Consider the following 20,881-nt stretch of genomic DNA (forward strand, 5'->3'; position numbering starts at 1 on the left):
AGAAACCTACTTGAGTCTGCGATGTGCAAGTACGGGCATTCTGGTCCGTACTTCCTGCAGCTCCGCCTTATCCAAAGTAGAGAAAATAACACCTTCTCCTTCTTCCATTCCTTCCACGACCTTACCCCAGGGATCGATAACCATGGAATGTCCGTATGTGCGTCGGGACTCCGAATGACGCCCTCCCTGATTGGCCGCGGCGATAAACACCTGATTTTCAATCGCCCGCGCCCGTAACAATGTTTCCCAGTGCGCCTCTCCCGTGACGTAGGTGAATGCAGAGGGAACTGTCACCAGCTCTGCGCCCTGCTCCGCCATCGCCCGAAACAATTCGGGAAAGCGTAAGTCATAGCAAATCGACAGTCCAATCCTGATCCAGGGCGTCTCAACCACAACGACTTTCTCGCCCGGCTCAAAGATTGCGGACTCGCGATAGGCGCCGTAAGCGTCTTTTACATCCACATCAAATAGATGAATCTTATCGTAACGGGCAACCGTGGCCCCGCTATCGTCGAACACCCAGCAGGCGGAGCGCACGCGCCCATCAATGGGAGCGCCGTCAGGACGTCGCGCACAGGGCAACGATCCCGCAATAATCCACACCCCAAAACGCTTCGCCAATCCAGCGACAAACCGACGTATTGGGCCCTCTGAGTCCGCCTCCGCAGCGCCAATATCCAACGAACGCTTGCTTTCGAACAAAGCAAAGTTCTCCGGCAGTAGCACCAACCGCGCACCGCCATTAGCCGCTTCCGCCACCCAGTGTTCCACTCGGACCAGATTCTGCTCTATATCACTGGTGCTGACCAGCTGCACCACCGCAAGCTTAAACTCGCTCATTAATCCGCTCTCCTTCTCTGAGAGGCCGTCCCGCCGCTGCTATTATCGAAGATTTGCTGCAGGCTGACCTCTGGATTATCCAGTGTACCTTTGATTTTGTATGTGGCGCTGGTCATCCTGCTGAGCGGATCACCCAGCAGCTTGTCGATCAGAAACAATGCGCCCCCTACTTGAGGCGCTCCCACCAACACCGCCGCCAGCGGCAGATTTTTCGTTACCGGCAACACCACTACCATTTGCATATCCAGACTGTCATCCACCAGACTGGTCTTACCGGTAATTTTAAACCCACTGGAAAGCGTCTGGATGGCGAGCGGGCTCTCAAAGTCCATCACGCCCTCTTCGATGCGCGCCCCACCCTCAATCTGGTCATAGGCCAGGCCTTTTCGATACAAATCGGAAAAGTCCAAACGCAGCCGCCGAGTAATGGAGTCTGTATTGAGAATACCGAAAACGCGGAAGATATTGGCGGAGTTAGACGCCTCACGGAAAACGCCATTGCTCATTTTGAAACTGATTTGCCCTGTTACGTCTTTCCACTGAAACTCCGTCGGGCCGCCTTGCCAGACAATACCGGTATTAAAACGATAATCCTCGGCGGTCAGCGGGGCCTCTTCAGCCAGATTTTCATAGAAACGGTCAAAGTTGGCGCCTTTCAAGTCTCCCGTGAGAATCGATGTCTGGTGACCAGTTTGAGCATCCATCAGCCAACTCAGTCTGGCGGTCACAGTGGCCCCGGCGAGACGACCGAACATATTACTGAACACCACGCCATCTTCCCGCGGCTGCGTCACCCACGCCCAACTCCCAAGCTCTTTACCCCCCAAACGAAGGTCTTCAATGTCCACCTGCGCAAAGGGCACGTCCGCAGGCGTCATGCGTTTTTCTACTACTGACGTGGCGCTGTCGGAAATGTACAAGCGCCGGAATTTTGCGAAAGGCGGCTTATTCGGGTCATCGTGGATCGTCAGAGTTCCCGTCAGCCTCTCACCGTCATCCAGCGCAATATCAACGCTCCCCAAACGCTTGTTCAGGCGGACATCCACTTGACTGAACCATTCACCAGCGACTTCCAGTTTCCCAACCTGCATGGAGACCCGATTAAGCCAGTCCGGCGCGCCAGCTGACGCCCCCCCATAGCCCGCATCCAGCGCCTCTTGCAAGTACGTGCGCCATTCAGTTACTGACAGCCGCGACAAATGCCCAGACACATTAACGCCTCGCTCAGGAAGCTCAAGCCCCTCCGGCGCTCGATCCCCTGATACAAACGCCAGCGCCCCGCGGCTGACCGCTCCCTTGCTGACCTCAAAACGCGCCTTCAGCAAATTCTTTACGGATACGGACCAGTTTTCAGTACTTCCCTCTGTTTCCCAGTCGCGCACGACCGACAAAGGAACACTATCCTGAATCGTTTTGCCGAAAGGCGCCGGCGCCTGAATATTCGCTCCCAACAACTCGCTGTCCAACCGCAACCGGAAACGACTTTTATCTGTGTGATCCAGGTTTAAGACGAAGCGATAGGGTAACTGTCCTGATAACGGCACATCACGCTCAACATTGAGCCACTCCAGAAGCGCAGGGGTTTCAATCTTGCTCGCCAACTTTAACGCCAGCGTTTTGCGTTGCTCAGACCAGTTTGAAGTCGTTACATCCAGATTCGCGGGCTTTCCGAATATCGCCCCTTGCATGCCTGTCGCGCGGATGCCGTCAACCGTGCTGAAAGAAAGGTTCCCCCGCAGCCCCGTCAGCGCCAGGTCGTTACGATCAGATCGCAAGCTCAAACCCGCCGCCTTCAGTTTAAGGTCCACGCGTGGCGCACCAGCGCCAACTGTGTTTAACGTCAAGTCCAGTACGCCCGAACTGCTCCCACTGACAGACCAGTCTTCCACAACCGGCGCAGTTACGTCAGCAATGGGTGATTTCTTAAGCCAATAATCCCAGTCACTTTTCTGCGGGCGAATATTTGCGCTGATATGAAGCAGCGAATCAGCGTTGTCACCGCCGTCCCGCTTCACTTTCACCGAGCTAACCCGAGTTCCTGCGACCGTTCCTTCTCCAACGATGGCGCTCAACTCACCTCCAATGATAGCGAGCCGCGCGTCAAAATTTTCCAACTCCGGCCAGCCGTCTGCATAATGCAAACGTCCGTCTTTCAAATTGAAAAACATCTGTGAGCGATGATTGGCGGCGGTCGCCAAAGGCCCCACCACACCAGAATAGAAGTAGCCGCCGGTCGTCACCTGACCGCCTTTGACCGCTTGCCGCAACCAGCGATCAAGCTCCAGTGGAATAACATGTCCAGGCGCCAACAATGGGGCCACTCTGGCGTCGGCGCTTTCCACTCCTATCGCTAACTCCAGATTGACTTCACGGCTTCCATCGTGAGGCAACAGCACGCTGAATGCGCCATTGAGCTTCGCCTGCATATCATTAACGCCCTGCAATCGCAGGCCATTTCCAAACACATACACAAACTCATCGTTGCTTCTCCACTCTACGCGCCCCTCACTGAAGCCGAATGTCCAACCAGAGTGGAACAACTCAGGGAAGTTCAACTGCATCCCCGCGCCTTTGAAAATTACCTTGCCGCCATGGTTGCGAATCTGAAGCAGGCCATCAATGCCAGCCCCTCCCGGAGCCCCGCCGTGCGGGGTCACTCGGACCTGATCCAGTTGCCCATTCAGCTCAAACCGCCCCTCAGCATCAAGGTCGAATCCAATATTGCGCAACATGCCTTCCGGCTGGTAACTGGCGAGGCGCCTTGATGCGTCACTGGGCAACATACCGGTGGCGACGCTCAAACGGCTGAGAAGCCCCAAGTTCAGACTGTCCAACTCAACCTGAACAGCGCCCGTTGAGTCGATATTTATAATCGCTCGCGCATCGCTCCAGCCTTCTCCCGCCCAATCAAGCCCCAGATCATATCCAGTCACCCGCCAGCCGCCCTGATCATTTAGTGCAGCGTGAAACCGGGCCTTGATGTTCTGCAAAGGAGCCATAGTGGTCTGCTCACTCGCCCACGCCAACCGAGAAACGCCAAAGTCTCCTGTAACATCGATAACGCGATTATTCTTCAACCTCAGCCAGATCGCGCCCGACGCGTCAATGTCCGTAGCCTGTACATTCTGGTCATGGAACAAGCTTAACAACGGGTCCAGCGCCTCACCTCTCCGCCAGCTCAAATAAACGTCGCCATTCAGCCTTCCCGATTTCAACAATTCACGCGCCTTGACGGAGAAGAGTCCCAAGTCAGCTTGATCCCTGGCTCGAAGAATACGCCCCGATGCGGCCACATCATTATTCTCAACCCTGATCGTCAACACCGGAATCAACCAGCCCGCCACCTGACTGTTACGATAACGCCAGTGCAACCGGATCTCGCGAAACTCCAACACCGGGGAGGCCATATAATCAGCCAGCCGCCGCCAATCCAAAACGCCGCCCTCGCTCTCCTGCCGCTCCAGCCCCGGGAGACGCCATCCGCCACTCAAACTCTGCTCCAGGTTGACGGAGACATCCCCTATCTCCACCCGACGCAAGGCCAGTTTTTGTGAGAACAGCGATTTAATGACATCCGGTTGAACAACCAAGGAGTCCAGCGTCATTGCGCTATCGACTTTGTTCGGGTCAGTTAGGGTGATGTTTTTGAGGGTGACGACCGGATCGAATCCATCCCAGCTTCCTTCCAGCGCATCCATCCTGACCGTCGCGCCCAGGGACTCAGACAGACGCAGCTCCAGGTCTTCCTTGAACACGGACACGGCGTCGAAAAAGTTGCGCCCCAGCGACAAGTATGTCGCCACCAGGACCAGCAATGCGATAGCCACGTACCATACCCACTGTGTGAACTTGATTATCACGGATTTGATGGTCATGACTGGATCGGGCCGCCGGCGATATACGTCTATGCTTGATTAATCTGCGCCGACGACAAAGTTCAGAGTTATCGTCGGCGGGTAACGTCTACAGAAAGTGTGCGCTGCAATCTATTGCAGAACAACATCAAATTGCTCCTGGGTGTACATAACCTCCACCTGAAAACGGATACGCTTGCCGATGAAGGTCTCCAAGTCCGCAACGCTGTCGGACTGCTCATCCAGCAACAGGTCCACCACGGTCTGAGCCGCCAATACCAAATACCCCTGCGCGTCATAAGTGCGATTAATGCGCAAAATCTCTCGAAAAATTTCATAGCATACGGTTTGCGCAGTTTTGACAGCGCCGCGTCCATCGCAGGCGGGACAAGGCTCACACAGCATTTGCCCCAGACTTTCAGTGGTGCGCTTGCGCGTCATTTCCACCAACCCCAGCTCACTCACGCAACTGATTTTGGTTTTAGCGTGATCCCGCTCCAGCATTTTTTCCAGCATTCGCAACACTTGACGCTTGTGCTCCTCGTCCTCCATATCAATGAAGTCGATGATAATTATTCCACCCAGGTTACGTAGCCGCAGTTGTCGCGCGATAGCCCGCGCCGCTTCAAGATTGGTTTTGAAGATAGTTTCTTCAAGGTTTCGATGACCGACAAAGGCGCCAGTGTTGACATCAATGGTTGTCATCGCCTCAGTCTGATCGATAATCAGGTAGCCGCCGGACTTCAACTGTACTTTACGACTCAACGCTTTCTGCAGCTCATCTTCAACACTGTACAAGTCAAAAATCGGGCGCTCGCCGGGATAGTACTCCAGCTTGTTGCGAATCTCAGAGACAAACTCATCCACAAACTTCAATGCCTTATGGAAGCTTTCTCTAGAGTCGATTCGAATCTTCTCCGTATAAGGCCGCACCAGATCACGCAAGGTGCGAATGTAAAGCGGCAGATCCTCATATATTGGACCCGGCGCTGGAGACGTCTTGATCCTCTCCCGCAGAGAAAGCCAAAGCTTTTGCAGAAACAGAATGTCGGACTTCAACTCTTCTGACCCAACGCCTTCCGCCGCCGTGCGAATGATAAATCCTGCGCCATCAGCAGAATTCGCATCCTCCGTGGTGACGCAAAGCTGAATGAGCTCTTTCAAGCGATCACGCTCGGCGTCGTCTTCAATGCGCTGGGAAATCCCAATATGGTTGTTATCCGGCATGTAGACCAAATAGCGGGATGGAATAGATAACTGAGTGGTCAGACGCGCGCCTTTGGCGCCAATCGGGTCCTTGGTGACCTGCACCACCAGAGACTGACCTTCGCGCAGCAGAGAACTGATATCGGGATGCTTATTACCGCCGTTGCGCTCCTCGCTGGGGTTCACCGTGGTCACATCTGAAGCATGAATGAAAGCCGCGCGCTCCAGCCCAATATCAATAAACGCCGCTTCCATGCCCGGCAAGACTCGGATGACTTTGCCTTTGTAGATATTGCCGACAATGCCTCGCCGTTGACTTCTTTCGATATAGACTTCCTGCAACATGCCGTTTTCAACGACAGCAACGCGAGTTTCCACCGGAGTCACGTTGATTAAGATTTCTTCACTCATGCGGTTAATCCGACCAGACTTTGATTCCGAATTCCTTTAACAGCACGACGGTCTCGCAAAGAGGCAGCCCGACAATGGATGAATAGCTGCCTTCTACGCGCTCCACGAAACTCCCGGCCAACCCTTGAATGCCGTATGCGCCCGCCTTATCGACCGGCTCACCGGAATCCCAATAACGCTGAATTTCCAGCTCAGACAACTCCCTGAATCGCACTCTGCTCAGGGTAGTCGTCACTTTACAATCATCCGCAGCCACTAACGCAACTGAGGTCAGTACCTCATGCCATGTCCCTGACAGCCTGCGCAGCATGGCCTGGGCGTCTTCAAAATCAACCGGCTTGCCGAGAATATCGCCTCCCGCCACAACAGTAGTGTCAGCGCCCAACACCACTATATCCTGTTGATCCTTACGCGCTTCAAATACTGTTTTCGCTTTCCCTCTGGCGAGGCGCTCCACGTAATCCGCCGCCGCCTCAGAAGGCAGAACGCTTTCATCAATATCCGCACTGGCGATAGAAAATTCACACCCCAGCCCGGCGATCATTTCGCGCCGACGCGGAGATCCCGACGCCAGCACAAGGCGCCGCCCACCAGGGTTACCGTCAAACATTTTCCAGTTTTTCCATTAGTAGCGAAAACAGCGGCCACAGCAGCGCAGAACTCAGAGCGCCCAATAAATAAGCCATATCCGTCGCGGGCTGGGCGAGCATGCCATTAATCCAGCGAAACAGCATCAGCACAATGCCTACAATAATGAACACAACAAAAGACTGCTGAATCAAAGGGAACATTTGCAGTCGTTGCAACATCTTCAGCACCAGATAAGCCTGTAGCGCCAACGCCAGGGCATGCACCCCCAGCGTGCTTCCCATCAACACATCCCACAACAGTCCCACGCACCATCCGACTAGAATGCCGCACGCGCCGGGATGCTTCAACGTCCAGTAAAACATCACCATGCATATGGACTCAGGCCTAAAGTAAGCTGCGTATCCACCCAAAGGAATCAGACTGACGCAAAACGCCAGGAACAGGGTGAATACGAACAAGACTGGACGAAACTCATCTCTGGGCATAAGGCCTACTGAGTTTCTTCAGGCGAAGGTTCGTCGGAAACCCTGTCTCCCACCTCCGACGATTTCTTCTTGAATACTAACAAAACGTGTCTACTGCGGTTTAATTCGGATAACGGGTGCGCTTCGATTCGCGCAAAGGGTTCACCCGGGTCATGCACCACCGCAGTCACTTTTGCTACGGGATAGCCTGCCGGGAACTTTCCACCCAAGCCGGAGCTCACCAATAAGTCGCCAACAACGATATCAGCCGTATCGGGCACGTTTATCAGTTGCAGTCGGTCCAATACGCCAGAGCCGACGAGAATGCCGCGCACACCGTTGCGATTAACCTGAATCGGCACGGCATGGTTGCTATCGGAAATCAGAAGAACACGGGAGGTCAAGGGCGATACTTGCGTCACCTGCCCCATCAACCCCTGCGAATCGAGCATAGGCTGCCCGACATAAACGCCATCGTCAGAACCTTTGTTGACGACCACCTCATGCATGTATGGATCAGGGTTGATGCCGATGATCTCGGACACCAGCACAGAGTCATCCACCACAGACGAAGCATTCAGCAACTCACGCAGACGATTAACTTCAGCAGTCAAAGACGCCAGACGCTGCGACTTCGCCTCAAGAATCAAAAGCCTGTTGCGCAGCGCATCATTTTCCTGCTGTAAATCGCGGCGCGATTTAACCGCGTCTTCAGTCCAGTCGACCACGTCGGAAGGAGCGCTGACAACCCATTGCACAGGGGCGACGAGAGTCGCCAGCGTTTCGCGTAACGAAGATAAGAGATTGAGGTGATAATCCGCAAATCCGATGGCGATGGAGAGCACAGCCACCAATATCATTCGTGCGCCTAAAAATGGGCCTTCAACGAAGATATTTTTAATGTCGCAATCTCCCCAACAGTCCGGAAAGGAATTTATCTACAAACACAGAAAGCTACCATAAAACATGGCGAAAACAAGTGGCCAACTCCGTTAAAGAGTTGTTATTCCATAAAGAATAGACCACTGCCGCGTTTGTCGATAACTTCCAATGCACGTCCGCCACCCCTTGCGACACAGGTAAGCGGATCGTCAGCGACGATCACTGGCAAGCCAGTTTCTTCCGTTAGCAAACTATCCAGGCCACGCAACAGGGCGCCGCCGCCCGTCAATACAATTCCCCGTTCGGCGATATCAGACGCCAGCTCGGGGGGCGACTGCTCCAATGCGCTCTTCACCGCCTGTACGATGGTAGCCAGCGCCTCTTGCAGCGCTTCAAGGATTTCTTCGCTATTCAGGGTAAAACTACGGGGAACCCCTTCTGCGAGGTTGCGGCCGCGCACGTCGATTTCACGCAGCTCCAAGCCTTCGTATGCACAACCGATTTCCTGCTTGATACGTTCTGCTGTCGCGTCGCCGATCAAGCTGCCGTAATTGCGGCGCACATAAGCGGTAATCGCCTCGTCAAACTTATCTCCGCCAACTCGCACCGAGTCAGCGTAAACTATGCCGTTCAGGGAAATTATGGCGATTTCCGTCGTACCACCACCGATGTCCACCACCATGGAGCCGTTCGCCTCTTCAACAGGCAGACCGGCGCCAATCGCCGCAGCCATAGGCTCTTCAATCAAAAATACTTCTCTGGCGCCCGCGCCAAGGGCGGACTCTCGAATTGCTTTACGCTCAACTTGAGTGGATCGGCTGGGAATACAGACCAGTACACGAGGGCTGGGGGTGATGAAACTGTTTTCATGCACTTTGTGGATAAAGTGCTGGAGCATTTTTTCGGTAACGTGAAAGTCGGCGATGACGCCATCTTTCAAAGGTCGGATCGCGGTAATGTTGCCCGGCGTCCGTCCCAGCATCCTCTTCGCTTCGGCGCCTACCGCCGCAACGCTTTTCTGTGCGCCCTGGTTACGAATTGCGACCACAGAGGGCTCATTGAGCACAATTCCTCTTCCACGAACATAAATCAAAGTATTGGCGGTCCCCAGATCGATCGAAAGATCGCTGGAAAACAAACCACGTAATCGTTTAAACATTGAACGTTTGAATCCGTATTCTTTTTAGGGTTAGGCATGCTGCGGCAACTTTAACAGTGGCGAGGGGTCAGGGCAAGAATCATTTAGCCCCGCCCGCGCCTAGCCGCAAGCCATTAAAAAATTGTCATCAGAAAGGCCTGTTTTAGGGCGTTTTACAGGGAAAAAATCGCCAATTCATTTACAGACTGTACGCAAACCCTCTTATAATAGCCCTCTTTAGTTTCTGGTGCGATCAGGAGCGCTGCAATGGCGTTCGCCAGCCCGGATTCAACATCGAATTATCGGATCAGATCCGAATCAAGCCAACCGCAACGCCCAGCAGGAGAATAATGTGACTATCCAGTCGGAACAGTTGGAGACCATCGCCAAGCTAGCGAGATTGGAAACGCCCGGCGACCAAGTGGCGAAACTGACCCGCGATCTGGGCCAGATTCTGGACTTCGTCGAACAGATGCAGAAAGTGGACACCAGCGCCGTCGAGCCACTGTCCAATCCGCTGGAAATGACGCAGCGGCTACGCAAAGACGAAGTGACGGAAAGTAATCAGCGTGAAAAATTTCAGGCCATCGCGCCAGCCACTGAAAATGGTTTGTACCTGGTTCCCAAAGTCATCGATTGACGCAACTGGAACGCCCGCCTCCCAAAGAACTTATTGCGAACGCCTTGCCGGCTATAGAAAAGTAAGAGATACGCATGCTGCCACATACTATTAGCGAGATCATAAGCGGACTCAGGGATAAACAGTTTTCATCCCGTGAAATCACCCAGGATTATCTGACCAGAATCAAACGTCTCAATCCAGAATTGAATTGCTTCATCACCATTACTGAAGATCTGGCTCTCTCTCAGGCGGAACAAGCCGACGCTCGTCTCAATGCAGGAGAAGCCTCGATTCTGAATGGCGTACCTCTCGCGCACAAAGACGTCTTCTGCACTGAAGGCGTGACGACGACATGCGGCTCCAGAATGCTGGAGAAATTTGTTCCCCCTTACGAGTCCACCGTCACCCGCAAGTTTATGGAGTCAGGCGCCGTCACACTGGGCAAGACCAACATGGACGAGTTCGCCATGGGCTCATCCAATGAGAACAGCTACTTTGGCCCGGTACGTAACCCTTGGGACACCGAGCGCGCGCCCGGCGGCTCTTCAGGCGGCTCCGCAGCAGCGGTTGCGGCCGGACTTTGCGCGGCGGCGACCGGTACGGATACAGGCGGATCGATTCGTCAGCCTGCCGCATTTTGCGGCCTGACCGGACTCAAGCCAACTTACGGACGCGTATCTCGCCTAGGCATGGTGGCTTTCGCATCAAGTCTGGATCAGGGCGGTCCTTTCGCCCGCACGGCGGAAGATGCGGCGCTGCTAATGAACGTCATGGCCGGACACGACCCCATGGACTCCACCAGCGCCCAGAACCCCTCTGAAGATTACACTTCAGCGCTGGCGCAACCGCTGACTGGCGTCACTATCGGCTTGCCAAAAGAATACTTCAGCAGCCAGCTCAACGCAGAGCTTGAAAAAGCGTTGCAGGAAGCAATAAAAGTGTATGAGTCGCTGGGCGCTTCCTTTAAAGAGGTCTCCCTCCCCCATACAGAGCTGTCCGTACCCGCTTACTACGTTATCGCCCCCGCGGAGTGCTCGACCAACCTGTCGCGCTTCGACGGCGTTCGCTACGGCCATCGCTGCGAGAACCCCAAAGATCTCGAAGACCTGTATCAACGTTCTCGATCCGAAGGTTTCGGGGACGAAGTAAAACGCCGCATTTTAATCGGAACCTATGCACTGTCTGCAGGCTACTACGACGCCTATTATCGACAGGCGCAAAAAATCCGCCGCCTGATCAAAAACGATTTCGTGTCCGCGCTGAACGAAGTCGACGCGCTGTTATGCCCGACCACACCCGATGTCGCCTTCAAACTGGGCGAGAAAACGTCAGACCCAGTACAGATGTATCTTGAGGACATCTTTACTATCCCCGCCAGCTTGGCTGGTCTGCCTGCGCTTGGATTGCCTTGCGGCTTCAAGGGCGGTCTGCCCGTTGGGATGCAGTTGATCGGCAACTACTTTACTGAAGCCCGGTTATTGAACCTGGGACATCAATATCAGTTGAACACTGACTGGCATAAACGCAGTCCGGCCCTGGGCGAATAAGCCCACCCGCACTACTCAAAGATTACGCAACCATTAGCGAAGAGGTCATATCATGGAATGGGAAGCGGTTATCGGGCTGGAAGTTCATGTTCAGCTCGCCACCAAATCCAAAATATTCTCCGGCGCAGCCACCACCTTTGGCGCAGAGCCAAACACTCAGGCTTGCGCTGTAGATCTGGCCATGCCTGGCATGCTGCCGGTAATGAATGAAGAAGCCGTGCGTATGGCGGTGATGTTTGGCCTGGCCATCGGCGCCGAAATCAACACACGCTCGGTCTTCGACCGCAAAAACTATTTCTACCCTGATCTACCCAAGGGTTACCAAATCAGCCAGTTGGATCACCCTACCGTCAAGCAAGGCAAACTGGACATCCAGCTTGAAAATGGCGAGAAGAAGACAATTAACATCACTCGCGCCCACCTGGAAGAAGACGCCGGAAAAAGTCTCCATGAAGATTTTCATGGCATGACAGGCATCGACTTGAACCGCGCCGGTACGCCTCTGCTGGAAATTGTGTCCGAGCCGGAACTGCGCAGCGCCAAAGAAGCCATCGCGTACTTGAAGAAGCTGCACTCTATCGTTACCTACCTGGGCATCTCCGACGGCGACATGTCCCAAGGGTCCATGCGCTGCGACTGCAACGTTTCCGTTCGCCCGAAAGGTCAGAAAGAGTTTGGCGTTCGCACCGAAATTAAAAACGTCAATTCCTTCCGTTTCGTCGAGAAAGCCATTCAAGGTGAAATTGAAAGGCAAATCGACCTAATAGAAGATGGCGGTAAGGTCACACAGGAGACACGCCTGTATGACGCGGACAAAGACAACACCCGCTCCATGCGCAGCAAGGAATTCGCCAACGATTACCGCTATTTCCCAGATCCTGATCTGTTGCCCATAGAAATAGACGAAGCCTACATAGAAGCTGTTCGTGACGCCCTCCCAGAGCTACCGGAACAAAAGCTGGCCCGCTTCTGTTCAGAGTACAGCTTGTCTGACTACGACGCAGGCGTACTGGCCAGCTCCCGCGCGCAAGCGGACTACTTTGAAGCCGCAACAAAAATCGTCGGCGACGCCAAACTGACAGCCAACTGGGTGATGGGAGAACTGGCCAAACGCCTGAACCAGAACTCTCTGGATATCTCTCAATCTCCCGTCACGGCTGAAGGGCTTGGCAAGCTGCTGCTGCGTCTGAAAGACAACACTATCAACGGCAAAGCCGCCAAGGATGTACTTGAAGCCATGTGGAATGGCGAAGGCGAAGCCGATGAAATCATTGAGAAGAAAGGCCTGATATCCGTTACTGACGACAGCGCTATTGAGGCTTTTGTTGATGAGGTCCTGGCCAATAACGCCGCCCAGGTCGAACAATATAAAGCTGCAGATGAAGCCAAACGCGGAAAAATGATCGGTTTCTTTGTCGGTCAGACAATGAAGGTCTCAAAAGGCAAGGCCAACCCACAACAGGTGAACGAAATACTCGCCAAAAAGCTGAGTTAAGCCCAATAATAGAGCCCTAAACGGGCTCTTTTTCATACCGGCTGCATGCGTCAGTTATACTGGACGCCCCCACAAGTCATACTCGTCCGCATCCTCTATCTCTACCGAAACTAAATCGCCCGGCTTCAGATGAGTTTGATTATCTAAAAATACTTGTCCGTCGATTTCCGGCGCATCCGCTTTGGAACGACAAACCGCCCCTTCTTCCACTACCTCGTCCACAATCACATCCATGCGCTTGCCGATTTTCGCCTGCAGACGACTGGCGCTGATACGTTGCTGCACTTCCATAAAGCGCTCCCAGCGCTCTTGTTTGACCGCTTCTTCAACAGGATCAGGCAGCTCGTTCGCCGTCGCGCCTTCCACCGGAGAGTATTTGAAGCACCCAACACGATCCAACTGCGCCTCCTCAAGAAAGTCGAGCAGTGTCTGAAAGTCTTCTTCGGTTTCTCCGGGAAAGCCGACAATAAAGGTCGAACGCAAAGTAATATCCGGACACTGCTCACGCCATTTGCCAATTCTGTGCAGCACTTTCTCTGCATGGGCTGGACGACGCATATTTTTCAACACGGCCGGAGAGGCATGCTGAAAAGGAATATCCAGATAAGGAAGAATTTTACCTTCCGCCATCATCGGAATAACGTCATCGACATGAGGATATGGGTAAACGTAGTGCAACCGCACCCAAACGCCCATGCGCCCGAGCTCATCACAAAGCTCTTTCATACGCGTCTTGACCGGACGCCCTTCCCAGAAGCCGGTACGGTATTTGGTGTCCACCCCGTAAGCACTGGTGTCCTGAGAGATCACCAACAACTCTTTGACGCCGTTTTTCACTAGACGTTGCGCCTCGCCCAGCACATCACCGATAGGACGGCTCACCAAATCACCGCGGAAGGACGGAATTATGCAAAACGTACAACGGTGGTTACAGCCTTCAGATATCTTCAGATAGGCATAATGCTTGGGCGTGAGCTTAACCCCAGTATCGGGCACAAGGTTGAGGAAGGGGTTGTATTCAGGCTTCGGAGCCACTTGATGCACTTGGTTCATCACTTCCGAATAAGCGTGCGGGCCGCTTACCGCCAGCACCTTTGGATGCACTTCACGGATCACATCCTCTTTGGCGCCAAGACATCCGGTCACGATAACTTTGCCGTTCTCACGCAACGCTTCGCCAATCGCGTCCAAAGACTCCTGCACGGCACTGTCGATAAAGCCGCAGGTGTTCACCAAAACGACATCCGCATCTTCATAACTGGCCGATATCTCGTACCCCTCCGTACGCAGTTGCGTCAGAATGCGCTCCGAGTCTACTGTGTTTTTAGGGCAGCCAAGGCTAACAAAACCAACTTTGCCGCTAGAAGAGGACATCTACCATCACCTGTCTATTCAGAAAAAGGCCGCCATTCTACCTAAGCTCAGCCCGAGAAAATAGATCAAATATCGCTCAAACTTCAACCAGCAACAAAGATTACAATCGGTAACAAAATAACCACACTGTTACAAAAAAAACGTGCTCTCTATGCCAAAAAGATTAATTTTAAATCAAATTCAATTTGGTACACTTAGCCTTCCATGTTGAATGTTAGTATCATTACTTAACCGATTATGATTCAAAGCAGTCCAAGCGTCATGCAAAGAAATCTGAGGCATCACCTGCGTATCCCAACGGATTTCGTCGCTCATATCACCACTCGCGACCAACGGGAATGCGACGCGGCCATCCACAACATTTCCAGAACAGGCCTTATGCTTGAGTGCGACCGCTGCATCTTGGAGACATTGACGCCAAACGCCTTAAATTTCGCGCCATTACGACCGGTCTGCATCAACATTCGCTTCACTCTGCCTATGGGCAAAAAAGATGTTGTTGAAGTAGAGACAGAAATGCTGGTCATTTACACTCGTCGACTGGCTCGCAACGCCTTCCACGTAGGCTTACAATTTAAAGAATTGACGCCAGAGCAAACCCACCAGCTTGAGCAGTATATCGCCGAGAATAAACTGCGTTAGAAGTCACCGCCCGGATTTTCCAGGTTTTCATCTTGAGCTTTCTGTTTGGAGCCAACGGCTCAAAGTAAGATGGAACCCCGAAAAGTCCGCCAGAAACAGCCAGCTATAAGCAGCGCCGCTTACTTGCGTGAAACAGAAGCTACTAAAAGGCCATAGAAAACCATATCGTCATAATAAACTCTTCTAAAAGCCATTCTTCTTATAATCACCAAGTGTTTGGTATAGTAAGTGTAGCTATTTAACCCAATCCTCCTCGGACATCAGCCTTACCGGAGACCCCTTACTAAGGAGTGCAGTTGAAAAAATGACTGATTACAACCTCACCCATTTAAAACAGCTGGAAGCTGAAAGTATCCATATAATCAGAGAAGTCGCCGCCGAGTTTGAGCGCCCCGTCATGCTCTACTCCATCGGAAAAGATTCTTCGGTGATGCTGCATCTCGCGCGCAAGGCCTTTTTTCCCGGCAAGCCGCCCTTCCCCTTGATGCATGTGGACACAACCTGGAAGTTTCAGGATATGATCACTTTCCGTGATCAACAGGCCGCCAAATTCGGACTGGACCTGATTGTCCATATCAATGAGGACGGCGTACGCCAAGGCATCGGCCCCTTCACGCACGGCAGCGCCAAACACACCGATGTAATGAAGACAGAGTCTTTGAAGCAGGCCCTCAACAAATATAAATTCGATGCCGCCTTCGGCGGCGCCCGCCGCGATGAGGAAAAATCCCGCGCCAAAGAACGCGTCTATTCTTTCCGCGACTCCAACCACCGCTGGGACCCCAAAAATCAGCGTCCTGAGCTGTGGAACCTATACAACGGAAAGATCAATAAAGGCGAAAGCATTCGGGTATTCCCTCTATCCAACTGGACCGAGCTGGATATCTGGCAATACATTTATCTGGAGAACATTGAGCTCGTCCCTCTGTACTTCTCCGCCAAACGCCCAGTTGTAGAGCGCGATGGCACGATGATCATGGTGGACGATGACCGCATGCCTTTAAAGCCGGGCGAAACCCCGATGATGAAAGACGTGCGCTTCCGTACTCTGGGCTGCTACCCGCTGACTGGAGCTATCGAATCTACGGCGACCACATTGCCGGAAATTATTCAGGAAATGCTGCTAACCACCAGCTCTGAGCGTCAAGGCCGCGTTATTGACCACGACCAGGCTGGCTCCATGGAGCAAAAGAAACGCGAAGGTTACTTCTAATCTATCGAGAAAAGAAGCGCCCTCAGGGAAGCATTCATTTAGCAGAATTTAATTGAGTACGGTCCATGTCACATCAATCAAACCTAATCAGCGAAGACATTCTTGAATATCTGAAGCAGCATGAGCATAAAGAGCTGCTTCGCCTTTTAACCTGCGGCAGCGTTGACGACGGCAAAAGCACCCTGATCGGTCGATTGCTGCACGACTCCAAGATGATCTATGAAGATCAGCTTGAAGCCATCAAAAAAGACAGCGCCAAATCCGGCAATGCGGGCGAGAAGCTCGACTTATCCCTGCTGGTGGACGGACTTCAGGCGGAGCGCGAGCAAGGCATTACAATTGACGTCGCTTATCGCTATTTCTCCACCGCCAAGAGAAAGTTCATCATCGCCGACACCCCTGGCCATGAACAGTACACACGCAACATGGCCACCGGCGCCTCCACTGCGCAACTGGCCATCATCCTGATCGACGCCCGTCACGGCGTTTTGAAGCAGACCAAGCGCCACACCTTCATCGCCTCACTGCTGGGCATTCAGCACATTTTGGTGGCGGTGAACAAAATGGACTTGGTGGACTACAGCGAGGAGCGTTACGAAGAGATCAAGCAGGAGTATCTGAGTTTCGCTAAGGGCCTGACTCTACACGACCTGAAATTCGTACCGATTTCAGCACTGGATGGCGACAACGTGGTCTCCAATGCACCGACGATGCCCTGGTACAAAGATAAGCCTCTGATGGAAATCCTGGAGACAGTGGAAATCTCCCGCGACAAAAACCTGTCTGATTTCCGTATGCCCGTGCAGTATGTCAATCGCCCGAACCTGGACTTCCGCGGTTACAGCGGTACGGTATCCTCGGGTATTATCCGCAAAGGCGACCCCATCATGGCGCTGCCTTCCCGCAAAACCAGTACGGTCAAGTCCATCGTCACCTTTGAGGGCGAGCAGGAAGAAGCTTTCTCTGATCAGGCCGTGACGCTGACATTAGCCGACGAGATTGATATCAGCCGCGGCGACGTGTTGGTTCGCCCAGACAATGTTCCCTGCGTATCCAACCGGATGCGGGCGCATATCGTCTGGATGAGCGAAGCGCCGCTACTACCTGGCCGTCAATACTACATCAAGCAGGCTACGCATCTGGCGACCGGTTCTGTCAGCCGCATCCATCATCAGATCGATGTTAATACACTGGAGAAGAGCGAAACCGACACGCTGCAGCTGAATGAAATCGGCTCCTGTGAAGTCACGCTCAACCAGCCACTGGTGTTTGACCCCTATTCACGCAACCGCACTACCGGCGCCTTCATCATCATCGACCGTCTGACCAACGTCACCATCGGCGCAGGCATGATTGAAAGCGCTGTTGACGATGCGGACATCGCTGCTTTCGCTCCCATTACTGACGCAGAACGCGAAGCCCGTAACGGCCACAAGCCTGGCCTGATTAAAGTCGAAGGCGAGCTGGCGGACAAACTGGCGTACGCACTGGAGCGCAACCTGTTTGAGCGCGGCAAGTCTGTAGTGGTTGTTGAGGAAACTCTGGCTGAAGCCACATTAGCCGCTCTTCTAAAAGCCGGCCTGCTAGTCATCGCCACCCAAAGCATTGAGTCATACGAAGGTGAAGTCGCCGCGACGGTAAGCGCGGCAGATGAGAAAGAGCTTTCAACACAGGTTAACCGTGTCATCGGTGAGCTGGTGGAAAAGCACTACTTCGTGTAAGACTTTCTTAGTCAATTCAAAGGCTCCAGGGTGACTTTCGCCCTGGAGCCTTTTTAGTATGCGGTTATTTCAATGCCTGCAAGCATTCGCCCAAAGCGCTAACCGCACGATTCGCACATTCTATCGTAGCGTTATTTCCCATTAGTCCAATACGCCAGATTTTCCCTTGTAGCGGCCCAAGCCCAGCGCCAATCTCCATGTTGTAATCCGCCAGCAGCTTGGTTCGCACCGCCGCCTCATCAACACCTTCCGGCACTTTAATCGCATTTAACATGGGCAGACGGTAAGGCTCTTCCACCAGAAAGGACAGCCCCAGCGACTCCACGCCTCTCACCAAGGCTTCATGCGCAGTTTTATGCTTCGCCCAGCGATTCTCCAGCCCTTCGTCCAAAACCAGGCGCAGCGCCTCATGAATAGCGTACAGAGTATTGACCGGCGCGGTGTGGTGGTACGCCCGCTGCCCGCCTTCAGCCCAATACGCCATCACCAGACTCATATCCAGAAACCAGCTTTGCACAGGCTTGGTGCGGGAGCGAATGCGCTCCGCCGCCGCTTCACTGAATGACACTGGAGCAATACCTGGCACCGCAGAAAGACACTTTTGCGCACCACTGTATACCGCGTCGGCTTTCCAACCGTCTATATCCACCTCTATACCACACCAGGAAGTCACCATATCGACGACAGACAGCACGCCACGCTCATGCGCAAGACGACAGAGCGCCTCAGCGTCGGAACGCGCGCCTGTGGAGGTTTCCGCATGCACAAACGCTAATAGCCGCGCATTGGGGTGCTCGTTCAAAACCTCCTCAATACGCTGCGGATCAACCGGGCTCCCCCACTCAAATTCAACGACAATCGGCACACCGCCCGCACGAACGACGTTCTCCACCATACGTTTGCCGAACACGCCATTGATTGCGACAATCGCCTGATCTCCCGGCTCCAGTAAATTAACCAGGCAGGTTTCCATGCCAGCGGAACCCGGCGCCGAAACAGGCATCGTCAATCTATTCTGCGTCTTGAATGTCGCCTGCAACATCTGCTTGATCTGATCCATCATACTGATAAAGACCGGATCAAGGTGTCCGATAGTGGGTTGCGACATCGCCGCGAGTACGCTGGCGGGCGTGTTCGAAGGCCCGGGACCCAGTAGCAGCCGCTTGGGAATGGTAAAGCCCGTGCTCATGCTTGTTTCCTTGACTCATTGTTATGGATAAAAGAAGTCTACAAGACAACGCAACATATCTCACGGTTGCTGAGTAAAACTCAGAATGTCCGCACAGCAGCCTTGCACTCTTTACTGGGGCGATTACAATCCGCCTTTAACTAGGACACGGCTTCGTCCGGCGTCTCTCCGCACACTCAAGCTCGATTAAGGCTTACCTACTATGGCGATCAGCGAACTCAGCATTCAGGTACTGGAAAAATTCTCCGAAGACGACGCCAGCCAGACCCGAATTCCGCAACAACTGCCCAAGACAGGCGCGGACAATGAGGCCGTTTTTCATACTTTACGTCGATTGTTCGCAGCCAAAACCGGTAAGGCTTTTGGCCGCATCAATCTTCACGCCGAGGGTCAAAGTTTCGGTCCCAGGTTAAAAGATTGGTACGAAGGGAAAATGTCCTTCCAACAGTTAACCGAAAAAGGCCTGGCCGATTTCAAAGAAAAACTGGACGTCATCCCCCTCACCACACAGAGCTATTTATTGTGGATTCACGACCAGCAGGGCGACGCCCGCACACTTTATATTTTTGTCCTGGAAAGCAGCGTCACCAATGTCGTCACCAACGAATTGCAAATCGAGCCCATTGAGCATCTGGACCCGCAAGCCATCACTTTCGCCCTGCGTATCGAGCTTGATCCTCTATTCGCCAGTAATCAGCCTGACTGCGCCACCGTCTATCTACAACGCAACCTGCGCAAAATAGGCGAAGCGGGCTGCCATAGTTTTGGTTTCGCTACCCACGTGGACACCGCAAAAGAAACAGAAGTGGTGTTAAGTGGTCTGGAGCGCTTCGCGGAGTCACTGGACCCGAAAAGCGCAGCCAAGCTGAAGAAAAAGGCGGTTGAATTCTGCTCAGATCAAGAAAAGCTAGGGGAAGCGGTACAAATTGAAGAGCTGTCCATCGCTATGGATGAACAAAACCCCGACAAGTTCGCTCACTTTATGCGTGAAGCCATACCAGAAGCTCCAGCGGCGCTGCGCCCGGACAGCCGCAAGCTGAAACAGCTCGTTCGCTTTGCAGGCAGAGGCTCCGGCATGAGCTTGTCGTTCTCTTCCGAAGCAATCAATGAAAGCATTATTTACGACAGCGAGAAAGACGCCCTCATTATTATGGAAATTCCCAAGTCTTTGAAAGCCCAGTTAAAACGCTATTTGAGCCCGCAAGACGAGCAAGCACAGAATCAGGACGACAACGGCGAATAAACTAGGGACTGATACGAAAGCTTAAGAAGATAGCGGCAGCGCCGGGAATACGGCGCCGCCATCAGAGCTAGCGATCCGTTTTCACTGGGGGACGGGGAAAGCTGGCCACGGTCCCTCCGGACTTACCGGAAGAGATCTTTGCTGTTCCCTGCTGCTCCACTTCGTCGATACGGATGATGGAGGTCATGGGAATAAAGGAACGGCTTACCCCTGCAAACTCCCCTTTGAGCTTCTCTTCCGCAGGATCGACCAGTAGCTGTGAGCGCTCACCGAACAACCAGTTCTCCACCTCAATAAACCCATACAGCTCGCTGGAATAGACTTTACTCGCGTACAGCTCGAATACCTCATCCTGATTAAAGTAAACGACCCGAAAAACTTTTTTACTCGTCTTATTCGACATAAACACACCTGTAAATTCAATCGCTCAACTATCCGTATCGCCCTCG

At 53.2% G+C, this 20,881-nt stretch carries 17 protein-coding genes; 7 read left to right on the top strand and 10 right to left on the bottom strand.

What is annotated here, in order from left to right; translation table 11 throughout:
* Positions 1-6: 6 nt before the first annotated feature.
* The 7 genes from AC2IBB_RS26810 to AC2IBB_RS26840 all read right to left on the bottom strand — a co-directional run bounded on the left by AC2IBB_RS26810 (position 7) and on the right by AC2IBB_RS26840 (position 9,407).
* Positions 7-840 carry a carbon-nitrogen hydrolase family protein gene (locus tag AC2IBB_RS26810; protein ID WP_486329761.1) on the bottom strand — a complete coding sequence of 278 codons (834 nt, stop codon included), beginning with the start codon at positions 838-840 and terminating at the stop codon, positions 7-9.
* Positions 840-4,715: a YhdP family protein gene (locus AC2IBB_RS26815; protein ID WP_486329762.1), complete on the bottom strand. Its 3,876-nt coding sequence runs from the start codon at positions 4,713-4,715 to the stop codon at positions 840-842. Before AC2IBB_RS26815 ends, AC2IBB_RS26810 begins: the two co-directional genes overlap by 1 nt.
* A gap of 111 nt (positions 4,716-4,826) precedes the next feature.
* Complete coding sequence (gene rng / locus AC2IBB_RS26820) at positions 4,827-6,311, bottom strand: ribonuclease G (protein ID WP_486329763.1); 1,485 nt, start codon at positions 6,309-6,311, stop codon at positions 4,827-4,829.
* Between the two features lie 4 nt (positions 6,312-6,315).
* The gene (locus AC2IBB_RS26825; RefSeq protein WP_486329764.1) at positions 6,316-6,921 is read right to left on the bottom strand and encodes a Maf family protein; all 606 of its coding nucleotides are present in this window, start codon (positions 6,919-6,921) and stop codon (positions 6,316-6,318) included.
* A complete protein-coding gene (mreD, locus tag AC2IBB_RS26830) occupies positions 6,914-7,387 on the bottom strand; it encodes a rod shape-determining protein MreD (protein WP_216735065.1) in 474 nt (157 codons plus the stop codon). The genes AC2IBB_RS26825 and mreD overlap by 8 nt, the downstream gene beginning before the upstream one ends.
* Positions 7,388-7,392: 5 nt before the next feature.
* Positions 7,393-8,226 (bottom strand): rod shape-determining protein MreC, encoded by an 834-nt coding sequence (mreC, locus tag AC2IBB_RS26835; RefSeq protein ID WP_486329765.1) that lies wholly within the window; start codon positions 8,224-8,226, stop codon positions 7,393-7,395.
* A gap of 143 nt (positions 8,227-8,369) precedes the next feature.
* Complete coding sequence (locus AC2IBB_RS26840; RefSeq protein ID WP_011399070.1) at positions 8,370-9,407, bottom strand: rod shape-determining protein; 1,038 nt, start codon at positions 9,405-9,407, stop codon at positions 8,370-8,372.
* A gap of 331 nt (positions 9,408-9,738) precedes the next feature.
* Here AC2IBB_RS26840 and gatC point away from each other — a divergent pair, with 331 nt between their 5' ends.
* The 3 genes from gatC to gatB all read left to right on the top strand — a co-directional run bounded on the left by gatC (position 9,739) and on the right by gatB (position 13,050).
* Positions 9,739-10,026 (top strand): Asp-tRNA(Asn)/Glu-tRNA(Gln) amidotransferase subunit GatC, encoded by a 288-nt coding sequence (gene gatC, locus AC2IBB_RS26845; RefSeq protein WP_127968973.1) that lies wholly within the window; start codon positions 9,739-9,741, stop codon positions 10,024-10,026.
* A 74-nt stretch (positions 10,027-10,100) separates the two neighbouring features.
* Positions 10,101-11,555: an Asp-tRNA(Asn)/Glu-tRNA(Gln) amidotransferase subunit GatA gene (gene gatA, locus AC2IBB_RS26850; protein WP_486329766.1), complete on the top strand. Its 1,455-nt coding sequence runs from the start codon at positions 10,101-10,103 to the stop codon at positions 11,553-11,555.
* Positions 11,556-11,607: 52 nt separating this feature from the next.
* Entirely contained in the window at positions 11,608-13,050 is a 1,443-nt protein-coding gene (gatB, locus tag AC2IBB_RS26855) for an Asp-tRNA(Asn)/Glu-tRNA(Gln) amidotransferase subunit GatB (RefSeq protein ID WP_486329767.1), read from the top strand.
* 54 nt (positions 13,051-13,104) lie between these two features.
* Here the strand turns inward: gatB and rimO are convergent, their stop codons facing one another.
* The gene (gene rimO, locus AC2IBB_RS26860; protein ID WP_431688255.1) at positions 13,105-14,424 is read right to left on the bottom strand and encodes a 30S ribosomal protein S12 methylthiotransferase RimO; all 1,320 of its coding nucleotides are present in this window, start codon (positions 14,422-14,424) and stop codon (positions 13,105-13,107) included.
* A 261-nt stretch (positions 14,425-14,685) separates the two neighbouring features.
* Here rimO and AC2IBB_RS26865 point away from each other — a divergent pair, with 261 nt between their 5' ends.
* The 3 genes from AC2IBB_RS26865 (at position 14,686) to cysN (ending at position 18,000) form a co-directional block, all read left to right on the top strand.
* Entirely contained in the window at positions 14,686-15,066 is a 381-nt protein-coding gene (locus tag AC2IBB_RS26865; protein WP_486329768.1) for a PilZ domain-containing protein, read from the top strand.
* Positions 15,067-15,370: 304 nt separating this feature from the next.
* A complete protein-coding gene (cysD, locus tag AC2IBB_RS26870; RefSeq protein ID WP_011399078.1) occupies positions 15,371-16,279 on the top strand; it encodes a sulfate adenylyltransferase subunit CysD in 909 nt (302 codons plus the stop codon).
* Positions 16,280-16,344: 65 nt separating this feature from the next.
* The gene (gene cysN, locus AC2IBB_RS26875; protein ID WP_486329769.1) at positions 16,345-18,000 is read left to right on the top strand and encodes a sulfate adenylyltransferase subunit CysN; all 1,656 of its coding nucleotides are present in this window, start codon (positions 16,345-16,347) and stop codon (positions 17,998-18,000) included.
* A gap of 64 nt (positions 18,001-18,064) precedes the next feature.
* On the opposite strand, the gene AC2IBB_RS26880 is transcribed toward cysN, so the two are convergent.
* Positions 18,065-19,189: a pyridoxal-phosphate-dependent aminotransferase family protein gene (locus AC2IBB_RS26880; protein WP_486329770.1), complete on the bottom strand. Its 1,125-nt coding sequence runs from the start codon at positions 19,187-19,189 to the stop codon at positions 18,065-18,067.
* 202 nt (positions 19,190-19,391) lie between these two features.
* Here AC2IBB_RS26880 and AC2IBB_RS26885 point away from each other — a divergent pair, with 202 nt between their 5' ends.
* Positions 19,392-20,432, top strand: coding sequence for a nucleoid-associated protein (locus AC2IBB_RS26885; RefSeq protein WP_486329771.1), 1,041 nt, complete (start codon positions 19,392-19,394; stop codon positions 20,430-20,432).
* Positions 20,433-20,499: 67 nt separating this feature from the next.
* Here AC2IBB_RS26885 and AC2IBB_RS26890 read toward each other — a convergent pair whose 3' ends face one another.
* Positions 20,500-20,835 (bottom strand): DUF1820 family protein, encoded by a 336-nt coding sequence (locus tag AC2IBB_RS26890; RefSeq protein ID WP_011399083.1) that lies wholly within the window; start codon positions 20,833-20,835, stop codon positions 20,500-20,502.
* Positions 20,836-20,881 lie beyond the last annotated feature (46 nt).

This window comes from Hahella sp. NS-SX17 (assembly GCF_057367735.1).

What these genes read in the sequence shown, in the direction of transcription:
- AC2IBB_RS26865 (WP_486329768.1), top strand. Translation starts at nt 14,686, where the DNA reads ATGCAAAGAAATCTGAGGCATCACCTGCGTATCCCAACGGATTTCGTC.
- AC2IBB_RS26890 (WP_011399083.1), bottom strand. Translation starts at nt 20,835, where the DNA reads ATGTCGAATAAGACGAGTAAAAAAGTTTTTCGGGTCGTTTACTTTAAT.
- cysD (WP_011399078.1), top strand. Translation starts at nt 15,371, where the DNA reads ATGACTGATTACAACCTCACCCATTTAAAACAGCTGGAAGCTGAAAGT.
- gatB (WP_486329767.1), top strand. Translation starts at nt 11,608, where the DNA reads ATGGAATGGGAAGCGGTTATCGGGCTGGAAGTTCATGTTCAGCTCGCC.
- rng (WP_486329763.1), bottom strand. Translation starts at nt 6,311, where the DNA reads ATGAGTGAAGAAATCTTAATCAACGTGACTCCGGTGGAAACTCGCGTT.
- cysN (WP_486329769.1), top strand. Translation starts at nt 16,345, where the DNA reads ATGTCACATCAATCAAACCTAATCAGCGAAGACATTCTTGAATATCTG.
- AC2IBB_RS26825 (WP_486329764.1), bottom strand. Translation starts at nt 6,921, where the DNA reads ATGTTTGACGGTAACCCTGGTGGGCGGCGCCTTGTGCTGGCGTCGGGA.
- rimO (WP_431688255.1), bottom strand. Translation starts at nt 14,424, where the DNA reads ATGTCCTCTTCTAGCGGCAAAGTTGGTTTTGTTAGCCTTGGCTGCCCT.
- AC2IBB_RS26815 (WP_486329762.1), bottom strand. Translation starts at nt 4,715, where the DNA reads ATGACCATCAAATCCGTGATAATCAAGTTCACACAGTGGGTATGGTAC.
- gatA (WP_486329766.1), top strand. Translation starts at nt 10,101, where the DNA reads ATGCTGCCACATACTATTAGCGAGATCATAAGCGGACTCAGGGATAAA.
- mreC (WP_486329765.1), bottom strand. Translation starts at nt 8,226, where the DNA reads ATGATATTGGTGGCTGTGCTCTCCATCGCCATCGGATTTGCGGATTAT.
- AC2IBB_RS26840 (WP_011399070.1), bottom strand. Translation starts at nt 9,407, where the DNA reads ATGTTTAAACGATTACGTGGTTTGTTTTCCAGCGATCTTTCGATCGAT.
- AC2IBB_RS26885 (WP_486329771.1), top strand. Translation starts at nt 19,392, where the DNA reads ATGGCGATCAGCGAACTCAGCATTCAGGTACTGGAAAAATTCTCCGAA.
- AC2IBB_RS26880 (WP_486329770.1), bottom strand. Translation starts at nt 19,189, where the DNA reads ATGAGCACGGGCTTTACCATTCCCAAGCGGCTGCTACTGGGTCCCGGG.
- mreD (WP_216735065.1), bottom strand. Translation starts at nt 7,387, where the DNA reads ATGCCCAGAGATGAGTTTCGTCCAGTCTTGTTCGTATTCACCCTGTTC.
- AC2IBB_RS26810 (WP_486329761.1), bottom strand. Translation starts at nt 840, where the DNA reads ATGAGCGAGTTTAAGCTTGCGGTGGTGCAGCTGGTCAGCACCAGTGAT.